This window comes from Serratia myotis (genome assembly GCF_027474885.1).
Taxonomy (GTDB): domain Bacteria; phylum Pseudomonadota; class Gammaproteobacteria; order Enterobacterales; family Enterobacteriaceae; genus Serratia; species Serratia proteamaculans.
On the sequence record NZ_CP099707.1, the window covers coordinates 4,864,273 to 4,883,068 of the forward strand.

The window sequence follows — 18,796 nt, forward strand, 5'->3', positions numbered from 1 at the left end:
AAGCAAACGCCGAAGTGTGGGAAAGATTGCAAATCAAAACAGTGCGCAAGGACGATATTGCTGCTTTTCTGTCAATGCACTGCCCTGACCGCCATGCTGTTGCAGATAGCCCCCCACCGCCTGCATGCCGTTCCAACGGTTTTCGCACCATAATGGTGCCAACAGCGTCGGCCGGCGCGCGCTGGCGGAGATACGGTGATATATCACCTCTTTCGGCGTATGGCGGATCATCTCACCGGCGCTGGCGGCATAATGCTCGAGCGACAGTTCGGGCAATCGCCCGGCCTGCCAGGCCCGCGCCAGGGTGCTGCCGGTCACGATATGCAGCGGGTGCAGCTTGATGCCGTCCACACCGCTGTCCACCACTTGCTTCAGGGTCGCCAGATGGTCGGCGGCCGTTTCCCCCGGCAGCCCGACAATCAGGTGGCTGCACACCTTCAGCCCGCGTTCACGTGCCAGCCGGGCGGTGTGCTGATAACAGGAGAAATCATGGCCGCGATTGATGCGTTTCAGAGTTTTATCGTGCGCCGTCTGTAGCCCCAGTTCCAGCCACACCTCATACCCCTGCTCAAGGTAACCCGCCAGCAGATCAAGCGCCGCGGGCGGTACGCAGTCCGGGCGAGTCCCAACGCAGATGCCAACCATGTCGGCCTGCGACAAAGCCTGCTGATACATCTGTGCCAGCAGGCTCACTTCTGCATAAGTACTGGTGTAGGCCTGAAAGTAAGCCAGATAGCGCTTAGCGCGATTGACCCTGACCGCCTGCAACGCCAACTGTTCGGCGATACTTTGCTGCTGCATCTGTTCATCGGCGAAAGAGGCCACATTGCAGAAGGTACAACCACCGCGCCCCAGAGTGCCATCGCGGTTCGGACAACTGAAACCGCCGTGCAGCGTGAGTTTATGGATCTTTTCACCATAGCGGCGCTGGAGATCGGCGCCAAACATATTGACTAATTGCGGCAACTGCATAATCTTGGAGATCTCTGTGCTCAAAGCCCGTGATGCTAATAAGAAACGGCTTTTCCCGCGATGACAGAGATCAACGCTTTCCCCGCAAGGCTTCACCAGGCATAACTATTCATTATAAATGCAAATAAAATCACTCAGGTCGAGATGAATTTTTCTTATTCTCACGCAACCGTTCACGTCAATATGACAAAGCGATGAAAAATAGTTATAAACAACGAAAAAGATTAACTTATTAGAACAAAACTCTGACATTCACACCCGCACTAGCATGGTGCAGAGATTCAGGCATTGCACTATAGTGAGACAGCTCACATTTCTCCGGGGTTCACCACTCCCCTGCGCAAGCTCAAAAATTGCCATAACATATTAAATATCAATTAATTGACCGCAATAAATCCCATAAGAAACCCCCTTAGGCCTATAGTTGACCTGCGTATTCTTTCTCGCTAAGTTGGAAGTCCGCTGGAAGCTTTCTGGACGGGCAAACGTCTCGTCATATTTATGCAGTAATTTAAGACTCCCTCTTAAAACAAGTCATTTACCACTTGTGAGAACCGTCACGAGAGGCCATTAACGGAGGGCGGAAAAGCAGATCGGCGCTATTAACCTTGCTGATTGGACTTCTGCCTGAAGGGAAGCCCCCTCGTGAAAGGTTGTGAGAGTCACGCAGAGCCTGGGGAGGTTCACTGATATGTTGTACGATAAATCCCAAGAGCGGGACAACTGTGGTTTCGGCCTGATCGCCCACATAGAAGGCGAACCTAGCCATAAGGTGGTGCGTACTGCTATTCACGCGCTGGCCCGTATGCAGCACCGTGGCGCAATCCTTGCTGACGGCAAGACTGGCGACGGTTGCGGCCTGTTATTACAAAAGCCTGACCGCTTTTTCCGCATGGTGGCGGAAGAACGCAGCTGGCGCTTAGCCAAGAACTACGCCGTTGGCATGATGTTCCTCAGCCAGAACGAAGAGGAAGCCCGTGCCAGCCGCCGCATTGTCGAAGAAGAACTGCAGAATGAAACGCTGTCAGTGGTCGGCTGGCGTGAAGTGCCGACCAACCCGGACGTATTGGGTGAGATCGCCCTCTCTTCTCTGCCACGCATTGAACAAATCTTTGTTAACGCCCCGGCTGGCTGGCGTCCACGCGATATGGAACGCCGCCTGTTTATCGCGCGCCGCCGTATCGAGAAGCGCGTCCAGGACGACAGCTTCTATGTCTGCAGTTTCTCCAACCTGGTGACGATCTATAAAGGCTTATGCATGCCTGCGGATCTGCCGCGTTTCTATCTTGATCTGGCGGACCTGCGCCTGGAATCGGCCATCTGCCTGTTCCATCAGCGTTTTTCCACCAACACCGTGCCGCGCTGGCCGCTGGCACAGCCGTTCCGCTATCTGGCGCACAACGGCGAGATCAACACCATCACCGGTAACCGCCAGTGGGCACGGGCCCGTACTTATAAATTCCAGACGCCGCTGATCCCGGATCTGCAGACTGCCGCGCCGTTCGTTAATGAAACCGGCTCCGACTCCAGCTCGCTGGATAACATGCTGGAACTGCTGCTGGCGGGCGGGATGGATCTGATCCGTGCCATGCGCCTGCTGGTGCCACCGGCCTGGCAGAACAACCCGGACATGGACACCGATCTGCGCGCCTTCTTCGACTTCAACTCGATGCACATGGAGCCGTGGGACGGCCCTGCCGGCATCGTGATGTCCGATGGCCGCTACGCCGCCTGTAACCTGGACCGTAACGGTCTGCGTCCGGCGCGCTACGTCATCACCAAAGACAAGCTGATTACCTGCGCCTCGGAAGTCGGGATCTGGGATTACCAGCCCGATGAGGTGGTAGAGAAAGGCCGCGTGGGCCCTGGCGAGCTGATGGTGATCGACACCCGCAGCGGCAGGATCCTGCACTCCGCCGAGACCGACAACGATCTGAAAAGCCGCCACCCGTATAAAGAGTGGATGGAAAAGAACGTCAAGCGTCTGGTGCCATTCGAAGACCTGCCGGCCGATCAGGTCGGTAGCCGCGAACTTGACGACTCGCAGCTCGAGACTTACCAGAAACAGTTCGGCTACAGCAGCGAAGAACTGGATCAGGTGATCCGCGTGCTGGGTGAAATTGGCCAGGAAGCCACTGGCTCAATGGGTGACGATACCCCGTTCGCCGTGCTCTCCAGTCGTCCGCGCATCATTTATGACTATTTCCGTCAGCAGTTCGCCCAGGTGACCAACCCACCGATCGATCCACTGCGTGAAGCGCATGTGATGTCACTGGCGACCAGCATCGGCCGCGAAATGAACGTGTTCTGCGAGGCCGAAGGTCAGGCGCACCGTTTAAGCTTCAAATCGCCGATCCTGCTGTACTCCGACTTCAAACAGCTCACCACGCTGGAAGGCGAATATTATCGCGCCGATACGCTCGATCTGACCTTTGATCCGGCCGAGCAAGACCTGGAACAGACCATTCGCGCCCTGTGCGACGAAGCGGAACGCAAAGTCCGCGACGGTGCCGTGCTGTTGGTGCTGTCCGACCGCGCTATCTCCACAAGCCGTTTGCCGGTGCCTGCACCGATGGCCGTAGGCGCGATCCAGACCCGTCTGGTAGATAAGAACCTGCGTTGCGACGCCAACATTATCGTTGAAACCGCCAGCGCCCGCGATCCGCACCATTTCGCCGTGCTGCTGGGCTTCGGCGCGACGGCGGTCTACCCGTACCTGGCCTACGAAACCCTGGCCAAACTGGTAGATACCCAGGCGATCGACAAGAAATACCGTGAAGTGATGCTGAACTACCGTAACGGCATCAACAAAGGCCTGTACAAGATCATGTCCAAAATGGGCATCTCGACGATTGCTTCTTACCGCTGCGCCAAATTGTTCGAGGCCGTCGGTTTGCATCGCGATCTGTCCGATTTGTGTTTCCAGGGCGTGGTCAGCCGCATCGGCGGCGCCAGTTTCAGCGATATCCAACAGGATCTGCAGAACCTGTCCAAGCGCGCGTGGCTGAAACGCAAGCCGCTGGAACAGGGTGGCCTGCTGAAGTTTGTCCACGACGGCGAGTACCATGCGTACAACCCTGACGTGGTGAGCACGCTGCAAACCGCGGTTCACAGCGGCAAATACAGCGACTATCAAACTTACGCCAAACTGGTGAATGAACGCCCGGTGGCAATGCTGCGCGACCTGTTGGCCATTACGCCGAAGGGCACGCCAATTCCGGTCGATCAGGTTGAACCGGCCGAATCGCTGTTCAAACGTTTCGATACCGCAGCCATGTCTATCGGTGCACTGAGCCCGGAAGCGCATGAGTCGCTGGCGATTGCCATGAACAGCCTCGGCGGCTTCTCCAACTCCGGTGAAGGCGGCGAAGATCCTGCGCGCTACGGCACCAACAAGGTGTCACGTATCAAGCAGGTGGCGTCCGGCCGTTTCGGCGTGACCCCGGCCTACCTGGTGAATGCCGATGTGATCCAGATTAAAGTGGCTCAAGGGGCCAAGCCGGGTGAAGGCGGTCAGTTGCCTGGCGATAAGGTAACCCCGTATATCGCCAAGCTGCGTTACTCGGTGCCGGGCGTGACCCTGATATCCCCACCGCCACACCATGACATCTACTCGATCGAAGATCTGGCACAGTTGATCTTCGACCTGAAACAGGTCAACCCGAAGGCGATGATTTCGGTGAAGCTGGTTTCCGAACCGGGCGTCGGCACCATCGCCACCGGCGTGGCGAAAGCCTATGCCGACCTGATCACCATCGCCGGCTACGATGGCGGTACCGGTGCCAGCCCGCTGTCTTCGGTGAAATATGCCGGTTGTCCGTGGGAACTGGGCCTGGTGGAAACCCAGCAGGCGCTGGTGGCTAACGGCCTGCGTCATAAAATCCGCCTGCAGGTGGATGGCGGCCTGAAAACCGGCGTGGATATCGTCAAAGCGGCGATCCTCGGTGCAGAGAGCTTTGGCTTCGGCACCGGCCCTATGGTGGCGCTGGGTTGTAAATATCTGCGTATCTGTCACCTGAATAACTGCGCAACCGGCGTGGCAACTCAGGACGAAAAACTGCGCCGCGATCACTATCACGGCCTGCCGGAACGTGTGGTTAACTACTTCCAGTTTATCGCGCGTGAAACCCGCGAAATCATGGCGCAACTGGGTGTCAGCCAACTGGTCGATCTGATTGGTCGTACCGAGTTCCTGACCGAACTGGACGGTATTTCTGCCAAGCAGAACAAACTGGATCTGTCGCCGTTGCTGCAAACCGCTACGCCGCACCCAGGCAAGGCGCTGTACTGCACTGAAAGCAGCAACCCACCGTTCGACCAGGGGTTGATGAACAAAGATCTGCTGGCGCAGGCGGAACCGCATATCGAAGCCAAGCACAGTAAGGCTTTCTACTTCGATATCCGCAATACCGACCGCTCAGTGGGCGCTACCCTGTCCGGTGCCATCGCTACCGTGCATGGCGATCAGGGTATGGCAGCCGATCCGATCAAGGCGTACTTCTCCGGTACTGCAGGCCAGAGCTTCGGCGTCTGGAATGCGGGTGGGGTTGAACTGACCCTGACCGGCGACGCCAACGACTACGTCGGTAAAGGCATGGCCGGTGGCCGTATCGCCGTACGCCCACCGATTGGATCTGCATTCCGCAGCCACGAAGCCAGCATCATCGGTAACACCTGTTTGTACGGCGCTACCGGCGGCAAGCTGTTCGCCGCAGGCCGTGCCGGTGAGCGTTTCGCCGTGCGTAACTCCGGTGCCATCACCGTAGTCGAAGGCATCGGTGACAACGGTTGTGAATACATGACCGGCGGCATCGTCTGCGTGCTGGGGAAAACCGGCATCAACTTTGGTGCGGGCATGACCGGCGGCTTCGCCTACGTGCTGGATGAGGACGGCGAGTTCCGCAAACGTGTGAACCCGGAGCTGGTGGAAGTGTTGGATGTCGAACAACTGGCGATTCATGAAGAGCACCTGCGTGGCTTGATTACCGAGCACGTTCAGGCGACCGGTTCTTCGCGTGCGGAAGAGATTCTGGCTAACTGGCCGGAATGGGCGCCGAAGTTCGCTCTGGTCAAGCCGAAGTCCAGTGATGTCAAAGCATTGTTGGGTCACCGTAGTCGTTCCGCAGCCGAGCTGCGGGTTCAGGCGCAGTAAGAGGTCATTAATGAGTCAGAATGTTTATCAATTTATCGACCTGCAGCGCGTTGATCCGCCAAAGAAACCGCTCAAGATCCGTAAAATTGAGTTTGTAGAGATTTACGAGCCGTTTTCGGAAACTCAGGCGAAGTCGCAGGCGGACCGCTGCCTGTCCTGCGGTAACCCGTATTGCGAATGGAAATGCCCGGTTCACAACTACATCCCGAACTGGCTGAAGCTGGCGAACGAAGGCCGCATCATGGAAGCTGCGGACCTGGCGCACCAGACCAACAGCCTGCCGGAAGTGTGCGGCCGCGTTTGCCCACAGGATCGTCTGTGTGAAGGCTCCTGCACCCTGAACGACGAGTTCGGTGCGGTGACTATCGGTAACATCGAGCGCTATATCAGCGATAAAGCGATTGAGATGGGCTGGAAACCGGACATGTCCCACGTGCTGCCTACCGGCAAACGCGTAGCAGTGATCGGTGCTGGCCCTGCCGGCCTGGCCTGTGCCGACGTGCTGACTCGCAACGGCGTGAAAGCGGTGGTTTACGATCGTCATCCGGAGATCGGTGGCCTGCTGACCTTCGGTATCCCGGCCTTCAAGCTGGAAAAAGAAGTAATGGTGAAACGCCGTGGCATCTTCAGCGAGATGGGCATTGAGTTCCAACTCAATACCGAAGTGGGTAAAGACATCACCATGGAGACGCTGCTGAGTGAGTATGACGCGGTGTTCCTCGGTGTCGGTACCTATCAGTCCATGCGCGGTGGCCTGGAGAATGAAGAAGCGCCGGGCGTCTATGACGCACTGCCGTTCCTGATCGCCAACACCAAGCAGCTGATGGGCTATCAAGCCGAGCAGCACGAGCCGTATATCAACATGGAAGGCAAACGCGTGGTGGTACTGGGCGGTGGTGATACCGCGATGGACTGCGTGCGTACCTCTGTCCGCCAGGGGGCAACCGACGTTATCTGTGCCTACCGCCGTGATGAAGCCAACATGCCAGGCTCCAAGCGTGAAGTGAAAAACGCGCGTGAGGAAGGGGTTGATTTCAAATTCAACCTGCAGCCGCTGAGCATCGAACTGAACAGCGCCGGTCGCGTGGCCGGTGTGAAAATGGTTCGTACCCAGTTGGGTGCACCGGATGCCAATGGCCGCCAAACGGCGGAGCAGGTACCGGGCTCCGAGCACATCATCGATGCCGATGCCGTAGTTCTGGCCTTTGGTTTCCGCCCGCATAAGATGGACTGGTTGGCCGCTCACGACGTTGAGCTCGACAAACAGGGCCGTATTGTGGCGCCGGAAAGCACCGATAATGCCTTCCAGACCAGCAACCCGAAGATCTTCGCCGGTGGCGATGCGGTGCGCGGTTCAGATCTGGTAGTGACTGCGATTGCCGAAGGCCGTAAAGCAGCCGATGGCATCATGAGCTACCTGGAAGTCTAAGCTCCTCAGCTTCACCCCAAGGGCCCGCGGTTAACTCTGCCGGGCCCTTTGTTTTTTCCCGGGGCGCAGGCAATAAAAAAGGTCGCCAAAGCGACCTTTCGTGTTCACCACTGCGAGGTTATTTCACCACGCGCAGTGCCGGGCGACCACCACGTGGCGGCGGTGGTGGCTCATCATCCGGATCGTTACCTTCATCCAGATCAGGGCGATCACCATCAATTACCGACATCAGGCTTTCCGAAGGGATCGTCTCATTGTCCAAACCTTCAAACGTGCCTTCCGCTTCATAAGCGGCTTCCGGTTCGAACATGGTGCCTGCACCGTTTTCACGGGCATAAATTGCCAGCACCGCTGCCATTGGCACCAGGACCTCACGTGGCACACCACCGAAACGCGCGTTGAAATGCACTTCGTCGTTGCCTAATTCCAGGTTGCCTACTGCACGCGGCGCGATGTTCAGAACGATCTGACCATCACGGGCGAATTCCATAGGTACCTGCACGTCAGGACGCGTCACATCCACCACCAGGTGCGGTGTCAACTGATTGTCCAGCAACCAGTCATAGAACGCCCGCAGCAGGTACGGACGGCGTGGAGTCATCTGAGACATATCCATAACGCTTAGCCCCGAGTCTGCAGGCGCATTTCGCGCTCGGGTTCGGTCAGGGAGGCCAGGAAGGCATCACGCTCGAACACGCGAGTCATGTAGCCTTTCAGCTCTTTGGAACCGGCACCGCTCAGTTCAATGCCCAACTGCGGCAAACGCCACAGCAGCGGCGCCAGGTAGCAATCTACCAGGCTGAACTCTTCGCTCATGAAGTACGGGGTCTGGCCAAAGATAGGGGCAATCGCCAGCAGTTCTTCGCGCAGTTGACGGCGTGCTGATTCAGCTTCCTGACCGTTGCTCTGCTCGATTTTGTACATCAGCGAATACCAGTTTTTCTCGATACGCAGCATCATCAAGCGGCTCTCACCGCGAGCAACCGGGTAGACCGGCATCAATGGTGGGTGCGGGAAGCGCTCATCAAGGTATTCCATGATGATACGGGATTCATACAGGGTCAGTTCGCGATCGACCAGGGTAGGCACCGTCTGGTACGGGTTGAGGTCAATCAGATCCTGCGGCAGGTTATCCAACTCAACCTGCTCAATCTCAACGCTGACACCTTTCTCCGCCAGTACGATACGTACTTGATGGCTAAAAATGTCGGTCGGGCCAGAGAACAGCGTCATTACCGAACGTTTGTTGGCAGCGACAGCCATGAAAACCTCCAAGTTATCTAGAAAATACTGCGAATAGCCAACGGACAGGCTGCTATCCTGAATGATCTTGACCGCAGGCCAGCAACTTGCAGCGAAACCTTAGGTCATAAAAACGGCCTCGGAGGTAGGCTGATAACTGCTGCATGGCGAACAGGCGCAAAAGTGGATGATAGTTTACCAGATTTTGCTTGTTTTGTGGGGGCTGTACGGTGATTTCGTATTGAATTGTCTGATATACCAAAGATTTTAGTAGCGACAAGTTGATTTTCAGGCATAAAAAAACCCGGTGAAGCACCGGGTTTTTGGCGTAAATTCCACTGCCGAGGCAGTAAAAAATTAACGCTTGGAGAACTGCGGACGACGACGTGCTTTACGCAGGCCGACTTTCTTACGTTCTACCTTACGGGCGTCACGAGTTACGAAGCCAGCTTTACGCAATTCACCGCGCAGAGTCTCGTCGTACTCCATCAGTGCACGGGTGATACCGTGACGGATAGCGCCAGCCTGACCAGAGATACCACCACCTTTAACGGTGATGTACAGGTCAAATTTACCAACCATATCGGTCAGTTCCAACGGTTGACGAACTACCATGCGGGCAGTTTCGCGACCGAAGTACTGTTCCAGGGTACGCTGGTTAATTACGATGTTACCACTGCCCGGCTTGATGAAAACGCGAGCTGCGGAGCTTTTGCGGCGACCAGTGCCGTAGTATTGATTTTCAGCCATTGCCTATAATCCCGATTAGATGTCAAGAACTTGCGGTTGCTGTGCCGCGTGAGTGTGCTCGGTGCCCGCGTAAACTTTCAGTTTACGGAACATTGCACGACCCAACGGACCCTTTGGCAGCATGCCTTTAACCGCGATTTCAATCACACGCTCTGGATTGCGGGCAATCATCTCTTCAAAGGTCGCTTGCTTGATACCACCGACGTAGCCGGTGTGACGGTAATACACTTTGTCTGTACGCTTGTTGCCGGTTACAGCAACTTTTTCTGCGTTCAGAACGATGATGTAGTCACCGGTATCAACGTGCGGGGTGTATTCCGCTTTATGCTTGCCGCGCAGACGACGAGCCAGTTCAGTAGCGAGACGGCCTAAAGTTTTACCATCTGCATCAACAACGTACCAGTCGCGTTTTACGCTCTCTGGTTTAGCTGTAAAAGTTTTCATTAGAAAGCTTACCCAATAATTAGTTACACGTTGGTGAACACCCAAACGCTCGAAAACAGTTGAGGCTCACACGACCATACAAGTCCAGCAAACCTACCCCTTCGAATAGCCATTGCCGGCACTAAAAAGTTTTTGGGAAAAAAACTTTGTTGTAACGTGGGGTCGCAAGATTATAGAGAAGTCGCTCACAAAGATCGAACGCTTTTTGAATAGAAACGCAATTTAGCGCTAACGGCGGAAATGCGGGGACACCGGCGGTCGGGGTCCCCCTGGGCGTCACGGCAGATGCGGCAACTTCAGATACTCCTCGCTCTGCATTTCCTGCAGCCGCGACAGGCAGCGCTGGTACTCAAACTTCAGCCGTTCCCCCTGGTAAATATCAAACATCGACGCTTCGGCGGCAATCACCAGCTTGACGTGACGTTCGTAAAATTCATCCACCAACGCCAGGAAGCGACGTGCAGTATTTTCCTTCAACGGCCCCATTACTCGCACATTATACAGGATCACACTGTGGTACAGGCGCGACAATGCAATATAGTCCAACTGGCTACGCGCCTCTTCGCACAACGTGTGGAAATCTACCGCCAGCACGCCGTCTACCGCGCGGATCGCCTGCAACGGCCGGTGATTGATCTGCAATACCGGCGCCGCCTCCCCTTCCTTGCCGGCCAGCTTCACAAACATCCGGTCCATGGTCTGCCGGGTCTGCTCATCAAGCGGCGTCAGGTACAAATGGGCCTGAGTCAAAGTGCGCAGGCGGTAATCAATGCCGGCGTCAACGTTCATCACGTCACAATACTGGTTAATCAGGTCGATCGCCGGCAGGAAACGCGCACGCTGCAGGCCGTTGCGGTACAGATCGTTCGGCGGAATATTGGAGGTCGCCACCAGCGTAATGCCACGGGCAAACAGCGCCTGCAACAAGGTTGCCAGCAGCATGGCGTCGGTAATATCGGAAACAAAGAATTCGTCGAAACACAGCACGTCGGTCTGCGCCTTGAAACCGTCAGCGATGATTTCAAGTGGGTTTTCCTGCCCCTGCAGCTCCGTCAGCTCTTCGTGCACCCGCAGCATAAAACGGTGGAAATGCAGACGCAGTTTGCGGTCCCCCGGCAGGCTGTGGAAGAACATATCCATCAGCCAGGTCTTGCCGCGGCCAACGCCGCCCCACATATATAAGCCCTGAGCCGGGCGCTGCTGAGCCGTTTCACTGCTCTTGCCCAGCCAACGGTTGAACTTGCCGCGCAGGCCACCGACCGACGCATTGACAGCGGGCGTCTGCTGCAATGCCTGATAGATATGATCCAGTTGAGTCACGGCCTGACGTTGCACCGCATCGGCCTGATATTCTCCCGCATCCAGCGCCTGCTGGTAGCGTGATAATGGTGATTGTGCCTGCATCTGTTCGATGTTCCCTAACAACGCTTAGAAATTATTTAGCCCATTTTCGCGGCAATTTTACGGGGCTTCTTGCCCTTATCGCTACAAATACCCACTCAGGGCGCTACTGAAAACCCTGAAGAAAACAGGTCATGGCTCATCAGGATTCCACTCGGACAAGGTTAACGGTTATAGTGGATATTATTAAGTGAAAAATCCCTGCGGAACAACGAAGTCAAAATAGGAGTCATCATGACCTGGGAGTATGCGCTGATTGGTTTGGTGGTCGGTATCGTCATTGGTGCGGTAGCGATGCGTTTTGGTAACCGTAAATTACGTCAACAACAAGTTTTGCAAAATGAGTTGGACAAGAGCAAAACCGACCTGGAAGAGTATCGCCAGGAGTTGGTCGGCCACTTTGCCCGTAGCGCTGAGCTGCTGGACAACATGGCACGCGACTATCGCCAGCTGTATCAGCACATGGCGAAAAGCTCCAACAACCTGCTGCCGGACCTGCCAATGCAGGAAAACCCGTTCCGTTATCGCCTGAGCGAAGCCGAAGCGGATAACGATCAAACGCCGGTAGAGATGCCACGCGATTACTCTGAAGGCGCATCTGGCCTGCTGCGTGGCGAACGTCCGCGCCGCGACTAAACGCCGTTCTTCGCCCGTGGGCCAGTCCCACGGGTCTTTGCTTTCCCCGGTTTTTCTTCCCCACGCTGAGCTATTCTTAAAGCTGGCGCCTGAGTGAACTTTTCACGCAAATTCACGGTCTTATCCTTCACTATGGTAGTGCTGCTGCATTATCATCACCCTTTCACCGGCAGGTATTGAGAGAGTTATAATCAATGAATAAAAAGTCGTTAATTCTTAGTGCATTGGCAATGAGTATTGGCCTCACACTGACCTCCGTACCGGCAGCCACCGCGGCGATGCCCGTCGCCGTTCAGGGACAACCGCTGCCAAGCCTGGCACCGATGCTGGAAAAAGTCCTGCCCGCCGTCGTCAGCGTGCATGTTGAAGGCACACAGATACAGCGCCAGCAGGTTCCTGAGGAATTCAAACGCTTCTTCGGCCCCGATGCCCCAGGACAGCAACAAAGCTCACGTCCGTTTGAAGGGTTGGGTTCTGGCGTCATCATCGATGCCACCAAAGGCTATGTGTTGACCAACAACCACGTGATCAACAACGCCGACAAAATCAGCGTGCAGTTGAACGATGGCCGTGAAGTGGACGCCAAGCTACTCGGTCGTGACGAGCAATCCGATATCGCCCTGCTGCAGCTCAGCGACGTGAAAAATCTGACCGCGATTAAAATGGCGGACTCCGATCAACTGCGGGTCGGTGATTTTGCCGTGGCCGTCGGTAACCCGTTCGGCCTGGGTCAGACCGCGACTTCCGGCATTATTTCTGCGTTGGGCCGCAGCGGCCTGAACCTGGAAGGGCTGGAAAACTTCATTCAGACCGATGCTTCCATCAACCGCGGTAACTCGGGCGGCGCACTGGTTAACCTCAACGGTGAGCTGATCGGCATCAACACCGCCATTTTGGCGCCAAGCGGCGGCAACGTGGGCATCGGCTTTGCCATCCCAAGCAACATGGCGCAGAACCTCAGCCAACAGCTGATCGAGTTTGGCGAAGTCAAACGTGGCCTGCTGGGCATCAAAGGCAGTGAAATGACCGCCGATATGGCCAAGGCGTTTAATACCGATACCCAACGCGGCGCCTTTGTCAGCGAAGTATTGCCTAAATCCGCCGCTGCCAAGGCGGGTATCAAGGCCGGTGACATTCTGGTTTCCGTCGACGGCAAGGCCGTCAGCAGCTTCGCGGAGCTGCGTGCCAAGGTGGGGACCACCGCGCCGGGCAAAATCATCAAGATCGGGTTGCTGCGCGACGGTAAGCCACAGGAAGTTTCCGTTACGCTGGATAACAGCGATGGTGCCTCCACCAATGCCGAAACGCTTTCTCCGGCCTTGCAGGGTGTTTCACTCAGCAACGGTGCCATTCCAAGCGGTGACAAGGGCGTGAAGATCGACAGAGTCGATAAAGGTTCTGTGGCTGCGCAGATCGGACTGCAGAAAGATGATGTGATCATTGGCATCAACCGCCAGCGTATTGAGAACATCACGGCGTTACGCAAGGTACTTGAAGCCAAACCCCCGGTGATGGCACTGAACATCGTGCGCGGCGGTGAAACCATTTATCTGCTGTTGCGTTAATCGGTAATTTGTTTAAAAACCGGGCTCGGTGACATACTGCGCCCGGTATTCTCATGTTATCCTCCGTGTATCTTTTACCTCACGTACTAAAACTCCATGTTTGCTAAGATCTTGCGTTCCGTCGTTATTGGTCTAATCGTTGCCGGCCTGCTGCTGGCTGCGCTTCCCGTGCTACGTTCCTCCAATACCCTGTTCGCAGAAAAACATGACAGTACCCGTGACGAAACACCGGTCAGCTACAACAAAGCGGTACGCCGCGCTGCGCCTGCCGTCGTGAATATCTACAACCGTAATATAAATGGCACCACCAACGTTTTGTCGCTGGGTTCCGGGGTGATCATGAACGATCGCGGTTATATCCTGACCAATCGCCATGTGATCAAGGATGCGCAACAAATTACCGTGGTCGTCCAGGATGGCCGCCGCTATGAAGCCTTGTTGGTCGGATCTGACAGCCTGACCGATCTGGCGGTGTTGAAAATAGATCCGGGCAACCTGCCGGTTATCCCAATCAATACCGCCCGTACCGCTCACGTGGGTGACGTCGTGCTGGCTATCGGCAACCCCTATAATCTCGGCCAGACGGTTACTCAGGGGATCCTCAGCGCCACCGGTCGTATCAGTATGAGCACCACCGGTCGCCAAACCTTCCTGCAGACCGATGCCTCGATTAACCGCGGCAATTCGGGTGGCGCGCTGGTCAACTCGCTGGGTGAGTTAATCGGTATCAATACCCTGACCTACGATAAAGTCACCGATGGGGAAACGCCGGAAGGTTTGGGCTTCGCTATTCCCATCGAGCTGGCTACCAAGATCATGGATAAACTGATCCGTGACGGCCGCGTCATTCGTGGTTATTTCGGTATTCAGGGTAAAGAAATTATTCCCCTGCGCTCGTCCAATTCCGGCATCGATCGCCTGCAGGGCATTATCGTGACCGAAATTACGCCGAACGGACCGGCAGGTAACGCCGGCTTCCATATCAACGACGTGATTATCAATGTCGACAACAAACCGGCAATATCGGTATTGGAGACCATGGATCAGGTGGCGGAGATCCGCCCCGGTACAGAAATTCCGGTGGTCGTACTGCGCGAGGGCAAACGCATCACGCTGAAGATGACGGTGGGTGAATTCCCGGAAGATAACAATTAAAAAGGGCCCGGCAAAGCCAGACCCTTCAATACTGCATTTCCGCCGGGGCAACACCCCGGCATCCAACAGATTATTCGCCTTTCACACGCTCGATATTCGCACCCAGCGCACGCAGCTTGTCTTCAATACACTCATAGCCACGGTCAATGTGATAGATACGATCGACCACGGTTACACCGTCAGCGATACAACCCGCAATCACCAGACTGGCTGAAGCGCGCAGATCGGTCGCCATCACCTGTGCACCGGACAGTTGCTCAACGCCGTGACAAATCACAGTGTTGCTCTCGATCTCGGCGTGTGCGCCCATGCGGATCAGTTCAGGCACATGCATGAAGCGGTTTTCGAAGATGGTCTCGGTGATCACACCGGTGCCTTCTGCGACCAGGTTCAGCAAGCTGAACTGGGCCTGCATATCGGTCGGGAACCCCGGATGCGGCGCAGTACGAATGGTCACCGCTTTCGGACGCTTGCCATGCATGTCCAGGCTGATCCAGTCTTCGCCTACTTCGATATCCGCACCGGCTTCACGCAGCTTGGCCAGCACCGCATCCAGCGTATCTGGACGAGTATCACGGCACATCACTTTACCACCGGAAACCGCGGCAGCGATCAGGAAGGTACCGGTCTCGATACGGTCCGGCAGCACGCGATAAACACCGCCGCCCAGGCGCTCAACGCCCTCGATGGTGATGCGGTCACTGCCTGCTCCGGTGATTTTCGCACCCAGCGTGTTAAGGAAGTTGGCGGTATCGACAATTTCCGGCTCGCGAGCCGCGTTCTCAATCACGGTGGTGCCGGTCGCCAGCGTTGCCGCACTCATGATGGTCACGGTAGCGCCAACGCTCACCTTGTCCATAACGATGTGTGCGCCCTTCAGGCGGCCGTCAACGGAAGCTTTAACATAGCCTTCTTCCAGTTTGATCTCAGCACCCAGCTGTTCCAGACCCGTGATGTGCAGATCAACCGGACGTGCCCCGATCGCACAGCCACCCGGCAGGGAAACCTGGCCACGGCCAAAGCGAGCGACCAGCGGCCCCAGTGCCCAGATAGAAGCACGCATGGTTTTCACCAGGTCATAGGGGGCGCAGAATTCATTCACACCGCTGGCGTCAACAAACACCGAGCCATTGCGTTCAATCTTGGTGCCTAACTGGTTGAGTAGCTTAATGGTGGTATCGATGTCCTTCAGCTTCGGGACATTCTGCAGCTCGACCGGCTCTTCCGCTAATAATGCGGCGAACAGGATCGGCAGGGCGGCATTTTTAGCCCCGGAAATAGCAACTTCACCGCTGAGACGGGTCCGGCCCTGCACACGAAATTTATCCATTTGACTACTCTCTATTATCTAAACTGACGCTGCCCGCCCCGCTGGGCAAACAGCCTTAAAATCCGTTGAGTTTGCGGTCTCGCTGCCACTCTTCAGGGGTGTATGCCTTAATCGACAAGGCATGAATACGGTTGTCCGCAATGTATTCCATCAGCGGTGCATACACTGTCTGTTGTTTCTTGACGCGGCTCATGGCGGCAAACAGCTCACCGACCACAATCACCTGAAAATGGCTACCGTCGCCAGTAACATGTGCTTCATCCAGTGCCAATGCTCGCATCAACACGTCTTTAATCTCGTTATTTTCCATAGTATCCAGTTCTGCATCAAAAGGATCATAATCAGCCTGACATCTTAGTGGAATCAGACGTTTTCTTAAACTAAAGAAAAAGCCCCTGTGTAACAGGGGCTTTCTGAGGCGAAACCGTCTATAGCCAGCCGAAAGTAGGGCTAACCAGCGGTATCAACAGGCATTATTGCTTGCAGGTTGTACAGCGTGATCAAGGTTTTCAGGCGATCGCTGACGCCAGAAATTTTTAATTCCACACCGCGCTGACGCTGCTGTTCACGCAGATGTACCAGCAATGCCAGCCCGGAAGAGTCCACACGCTGCAGTTGCGTAACGTCGAGGACGGTTTTATCCGCCAGCAACGTTTCCCGCTGTTCCCACAGCGGCAACAGAGTTTCCCGATCCAGTTCACCGCGCAGGATCAGGGTCTGCTGCTGCGATTCAAAGCTGAGGGCCGTGGTCATCAGTTTTTCTGATCCAGCGTGATTGGACGCTGCGCCGCTGCCTGCAGCTGTTTGGTCAGGCCGTCAATCCCTTGAGTACGCAGGGTAGATGCCCACTCGTTTTGCTTGGTGGTGATCATGCTGACGCCTTCGGCGATCATGTCATATGCCTGCCAGTAACCCGTCTTGCTGTTTTTGCGCCATTGGAAATCCAGACGCACCGGCGGACGACCGCCCTGATCAATGATGGTCACGCGAATGGCCACAATATCGGCATTATCCAGCGGCTTTTCAGGTTCAATCTGGTAAGTCTGGCCGTGGTACATCGCCAGCGCCTGGCCGTAGGCCTGCTCCAGATAAGCCTGGAATGCGGTGAAGTAAGCTTCACGCTGTGCCGGCGTCGCGTCTTTGTAATAACGGCCCAACACCAGCGCACCGGCGTATTTGACCTGCACAAACGGCATCAGTTCCTGATGCACTACGGAACGCAGGTAGTTAGGATCCTGCTTGATCTTTGGCTGTTCGGTTTTCAGACGGGTGAAGGTCTTTTGAGCCGCGTCTTGCATCAGGCTATAAGGATTGGTTTGATCGACCGCATTCGCCAGCGGCGCAACCACCAGCAGAGCAACCATAAGTAAACGTTTAAACATGCAGGTTTCCTCTCTTAATGAATAGGGGCAGCAGGTTGCGGCGCAGCAGTCGCGTCGCCCGCTTTGGCTGCGTCATCCTGACCGCCGCTCTTATACAGGAACTGGCCGATCAGATCTTCCAGTACCATGGCTGATTTGGTGTCCTGAATAGTGCCGCCATCTTTCAAAATGGCGGTGCCCATATCCGGATCTTCAAAACCGACGTTCAGTGCCAGATATTGCTCCCCCAGCAGGCCGGAGGTGCGGATCGCCAGCGAGCTGGTGTCCGGGATCTGGTCGAATTTATCCTGGATGTCCAGGGCGACGCGCGGCGTATAGGTTTTAGGATCAAGCGAGATATCGGCCACCCGGCCTATCATTACCCCGCCGATCTTCACCGGTGAACGCGCTTTCAGACCGCCGATATTATCGAAGGTCGCGTAAATACGGTAGGTCGGTTCGTTACCAATCGACTTAATGTTCGCCACTTGCAGGCACAAAAACACGATGGCGCACAGCGCAATCAGCATAAATGCCCCAACCCAGATTTCACTCTTCTTCGTTTGCATCGAATCAATTCCCAAACATCAGTGCTGTCAGCACGAAATCCAATCCCAACACCGCCAGTGACGAATGTACCACGGTACGCGTTGTTGCCCGGCTAATCCCTTCAGAGGTCGGTACCGCATCATAGCCGTTGAAGATGGCAATCCAGGTCACGGTAATGGCAAAAACCACGCTCTTGATCAGGCAGTTGAGCAAGTCTTTTTTCCACTCTACCGCGCCCTGCATCGCCGACCAGAAGAAGCCGCTGTCAATGCCCTTCCAGTCCACGCCAACCACCGAGCCGCCCCAGATGCCCAGCGCGACAAAGATAAGCGTCAACAATGGCATACTGATCAAACCGGCCCAGAAACGCGGTGCGACAATACGTCGCAGCGGATCGACCGCCATCATTTCCAGGCTGGATATTTGCTCGGTCGCCTTCATCAGACCAATTTCGGCCGTCAGCGCGGAACCGGCTCGACCGGCAAACAACAGTGCGGTGACCACCGGGCCCAGTTCACGCAGCAGCGATAACGCCACCATCATGCCCAGACTGGCTTCGGCGCTGTAAGTGGTCAGCACCAGATAGCCCTGCAGGCCCAGCACCATGCCGATAAACACCCCGGAAACCATGATGATCAACAGCGACTGTACGCCCACGCTGTGCATTTGCTTGAGCAACAGCGGCCACTGCTTACGCGGTTCAGGCCGCCCGACCAGCGCGTTGAACAACATCAATCCGGCGCGCCCAAAGCTGGCGCTGGTGTTGATGCCACGGCGTCCTAACGACGCTAACGCCTGTAATAACATCAG

The 18,796-nt window shown here is 55.8% G+C and carries 17 protein-coding genes; 5 read left to right on the forward strand and 12 right to left on the reverse strand.

Going from position 1 to position 18,796, the window contains the following annotated elements; translation table 11 throughout:
- Positions 1–33: 33 nt before the first annotated feature.
- Positions 34–972: a tRNA modification radical SAM protein MnmL/YtqA gene (gene mnmL, locus NHG65_RS22875; RefSeq protein ID WP_099062114.1), complete on the reverse strand. Its 939-nt coding sequence runs from the start codon at positions 970–972 to the stop codon at positions 34–36.
- A gap of 691 nt (positions 973–1,663) precedes the next feature.
- Here mnmL and gltB point away from each other — a divergent pair.
- Positions 1,664–6,124, forward strand: coding sequence for a glutamate synthase large subunit (gltB, locus tag NHG65_RS22880; RefSeq protein ID WP_499182715.1), 4,461 nt, complete (start codon positions 1,664–1,666; stop codon positions 6,122–6,124).
- A 10-nt stretch (positions 6,125–6,134) separates the two neighbouring features.
- Positions 6,135–7,553: a glutamate synthase small subunit gene (locus NHG65_RS22885; RefSeq protein ID WP_099062112.1), complete on the forward strand. Its 1,419-nt coding sequence runs from the start codon at positions 6,135–6,137 to the stop codon at positions 7,551–7,553.
- A gap of 118 nt (positions 7,554–7,671) precedes the next feature.
- Here the strand turns inward: NHG65_RS22885 and sspB are convergent, their stop codons facing one another.
- From sspB to zapE, 5 genes are all read right to left on the reverse strand, one after another.
- The gene (gene sspB, locus NHG65_RS22890; protein WP_099062111.1) at positions 7,672–8,169 is read right to left on the reverse strand and encodes a ClpXP protease specificity-enhancing factor; all 498 of its coding nucleotides are present in this window, start codon (positions 8,167–8,169) and stop codon (positions 7,672–7,674) included.
- Positions 8,170–8,174: 5 nt separating this feature from the next.
- Positions 8,175–8,816 carry a stringent starvation protein SspA gene (gene sspA, locus NHG65_RS22895; protein ID WP_085119652.1) on the reverse strand — a complete coding sequence of 214 codons (642 nt, stop codon included), beginning with the start codon at positions 8,814–8,816 and terminating at the stop codon, positions 8,175–8,177.
- A 336-nt stretch (positions 8,817–9,152) separates the two neighbouring features.
- The gene (gene rpsI / locus NHG65_RS22900; protein ID WP_085119653.1) at positions 9,153–9,545 is read right to left on the reverse strand and encodes a 30S ribosomal protein S9; all 393 of its coding nucleotides are present in this window, start codon (positions 9,543–9,545) and stop codon (positions 9,153–9,155) included.
- Positions 9,546–9,560: 15 nt separating this feature from the next.
- Positions 9,561–9,989, reverse strand: coding sequence for a 50S ribosomal protein L13 (gene rplM / locus NHG65_RS22905; RefSeq protein WP_012147045.1), 429 nt, complete (start codon positions 9,987–9,989; stop codon positions 9,561–9,563).
- 276 nt (positions 9,990–10,265) lie between these two features.
- Positions 10,266–11,393, reverse strand: a complete 1,128-nt coding sequence (zapE, locus tag NHG65_RS22910) for a cell division protein ZapE (protein ID WP_099062110.1) — start codon at positions 11,391–11,393, stop codon at positions 10,266–10,268.
- Between the two features lie 231 nt (positions 11,394–11,624).
- Here zapE and zapG point away from each other — a divergent pair, with 231 nt between their 5' ends.
- The 3 genes from zapG to degS all read left to right on the forward strand — a co-directional run bounded on the left by zapG (position 11,625) and on the right by degS (position 14,746).
- A complete protein-coding gene (gene zapG / locus NHG65_RS22915) occupies positions 11,625–12,026 on the forward strand; it encodes a Z-ring associated protein ZapG (RefSeq protein WP_085119655.1) in 402 nt (133 codons plus the stop codon).
- A 194-nt stretch (positions 12,027–12,220) separates the two neighbouring features.
- On the forward strand, positions 12,221–13,591 hold the full coding sequence (degQ, locus tag NHG65_RS22920; protein WP_261416425.1) for a serine endoprotease DegQ: 1,371 nt from the start codon (positions 12,221–12,223) through the stop codon (positions 13,589–13,591).
- A 96-nt stretch (positions 13,592–13,687) separates the two neighbouring features.
- Positions 13,688–14,746: an outer membrane-stress sensor serine endopeptidase DegS gene (gene degS, locus NHG65_RS22925; protein ID WP_207977351.1), complete on the forward strand. Its 1,059-nt coding sequence runs from the start codon at positions 13,688–13,690 to the stop codon at positions 14,744–14,746.
- A gap of 70 nt (positions 14,747–14,816) precedes the next feature.
- On the opposite strand, the gene murA is transcribed toward degS, so the two are convergent.
- The 6 genes from murA to mlaE form a co-directional block, all read right to left on the reverse strand.
- Complete coding sequence (murA, locus tag NHG65_RS22930; RefSeq protein WP_099062107.1) at positions 14,817–16,076, reverse strand: UDP-N-acetylglucosamine 1-carboxyvinyltransferase; 1,260 nt, start codon at positions 16,074–16,076, stop codon at positions 14,817–14,819.
- 55 nt (positions 16,077–16,131) lie between these two features.
- The gene (gene ibaG, locus NHG65_RS22935; protein ID WP_012147051.1) at positions 16,132–16,386 is read right to left on the reverse strand and encodes a BolA family iron metabolism protein IbaG; all 255 of its coding nucleotides are present in this window, start codon (positions 16,384–16,386) and stop codon (positions 16,132–16,134) included.
- Positions 16,387–16,526: 140 nt separating this feature from the next.
- On the reverse strand, positions 16,527–16,829 hold the full coding sequence (gene mlaB, locus NHG65_RS22940) for a lipid asymmetry maintenance protein MlaB (protein ID WP_099062106.1): 303 nt from the start codon (positions 16,827–16,829) through the stop codon (positions 16,527–16,529).
- Positions 16,829–17,458, reverse strand: coding sequence for a phospholipid-binding protein MlaC (gene mlaC, locus NHG65_RS22945; RefSeq protein ID WP_099062105.1), 630 nt, complete (start codon positions 17,456–17,458; stop codon positions 16,829–16,831). Before mlaC ends, mlaB begins: the two co-directional genes overlap by 1 nt.
- A gap of 14 nt (positions 17,459–17,472) precedes the next feature.
- Positions 17,473–18,006 carry an outer membrane lipid asymmetry maintenance protein MlaD gene (gene mlaD / locus NHG65_RS22950; RefSeq protein WP_112347120.1) on the reverse strand — a complete coding sequence of 178 codons (534 nt, stop codon included), beginning with the start codon at positions 18,004–18,006 and terminating at the stop codon, positions 17,473–17,475.
- 4 nt (positions 18,007–18,010) lie between these two features.
- Positions 18,011–18,793: a lipid asymmetry maintenance ABC transporter permease subunit MlaE gene (gene mlaE, locus NHG65_RS22955; RefSeq protein WP_099062103.1), complete on the reverse strand. Its 783-nt coding sequence runs from the start codon at positions 18,791–18,793 to the stop codon at positions 18,011–18,013.
- Between the last annotated feature and the right edge of the window lie 3 nt (positions 18,794–18,796).

What these genes read in the sequence shown, in the direction of transcription:
- rplM (WP_012147045.1), bottom strand. Translation starts at nt 9,989, where the DNA reads ATGAAAACTTTTACAGCTAAACCAGAGAGCGTAAAACGCGACTGGTAC.
- mlaC (WP_099062105.1), bottom strand. Translation starts at nt 17,458, where the DNA reads ATGTTTAAACGTTTACTTATGGTTGCTCTGCTGGTGGTTGCGCCGCTG.
- zapG (WP_085119655.1), top strand. Translation starts at nt 11,625, where the DNA reads ATGACCTGGGAGTATGCGCTGATTGGTTTGGTGGTCGGTATCGTCATT.
- degQ (WP_261416425.1), top strand. Translation starts at nt 12,221, where the DNA reads ATGAATAAAAAGTCGTTAATTCTTAGTGCATTGGCAATGAGTATTGGC.
- mlaE (WP_099062103.1), bottom strand. Translation starts at nt 18,793, where the DNA reads ATGTTATTACAGGCGTTAGCGTCGTTAGGACGCCGTGGCATCAACACC.
- zapE (WP_099062110.1), bottom strand. Translation starts at nt 11,393, where the DNA reads ATGCAGGCACAATCACCATTATCACGCTACCAGCAGGCGCTGGATGCG.
- rpsI (WP_085119653.1), bottom strand. Translation starts at nt 9,545, where the DNA reads ATGGCTGAAAATCAATACTACGGCACTGGTCGCCGCAAAAGCTCCGCA.
- mnmL (WP_099062114.1), bottom strand. Translation starts at nt 972, where the DNA reads ATGCAGTTGCCGCAATTAGTCAATATGTTTGGCGCCGATCTCCAGCGC.
- NHG65_RS22885 (WP_099062112.1), top strand. Translation starts at nt 6,135, where the DNA reads ATGAGTCAGAATGTTTATCAATTTATCGACCTGCAGCGCGTTGATCCG.
- mlaB (WP_099062106.1), bottom strand. Translation starts at nt 16,829, where the DNA reads ATGACCACGGCCCTCAGCTTTGAATCGCAGCAGCAGACCCTGATCCTG.
- degS (WP_207977351.1), top strand. Translation starts at nt 13,688, where the DNA reads ATGTTTGCTAAGATCTTGCGTTCCGTCGTTATTGGTCTAATCGTTGCC.
- mlaD (WP_112347120.1), bottom strand. Translation starts at nt 18,006, where the DNA reads ATGCAAACGAAGAAGAGTGAAATCTGGGTTGGGGCATTTATGCTGATT.
- sspB (WP_099062111.1), bottom strand. Translation starts at nt 8,169, where the DNA reads ATGGATATGTCTCAGATGACTCCACGCCGTCCGTACCTGCTGCGGGCG.
- sspA (WP_085119652.1), bottom strand. Translation starts at nt 8,816, where the DNA reads ATGGCTGTCGCTGCCAACAAACGTTCGGTAATGACGCTGTTCTCTGGC.
- murA (WP_099062107.1), bottom strand. Translation starts at nt 16,076, where the DNA reads ATGGATAAATTTCGTGTGCAGGGCCGGACCCGTCTCAGCGGTGAAGTT.
- ibaG (WP_012147051.1), bottom strand. Translation starts at nt 16,386, where the DNA reads ATGGAAAATAACGAGATTAAAGACGTGTTGATGCGAGCATTGGCACTG.
- gltB (WP_499182715.1), top strand. Translation starts at nt 1,664, where the DNA reads ATGTTGTACGATAAATCCCAAGAGCGGGACAACTGTGGTTTCGGCCTG.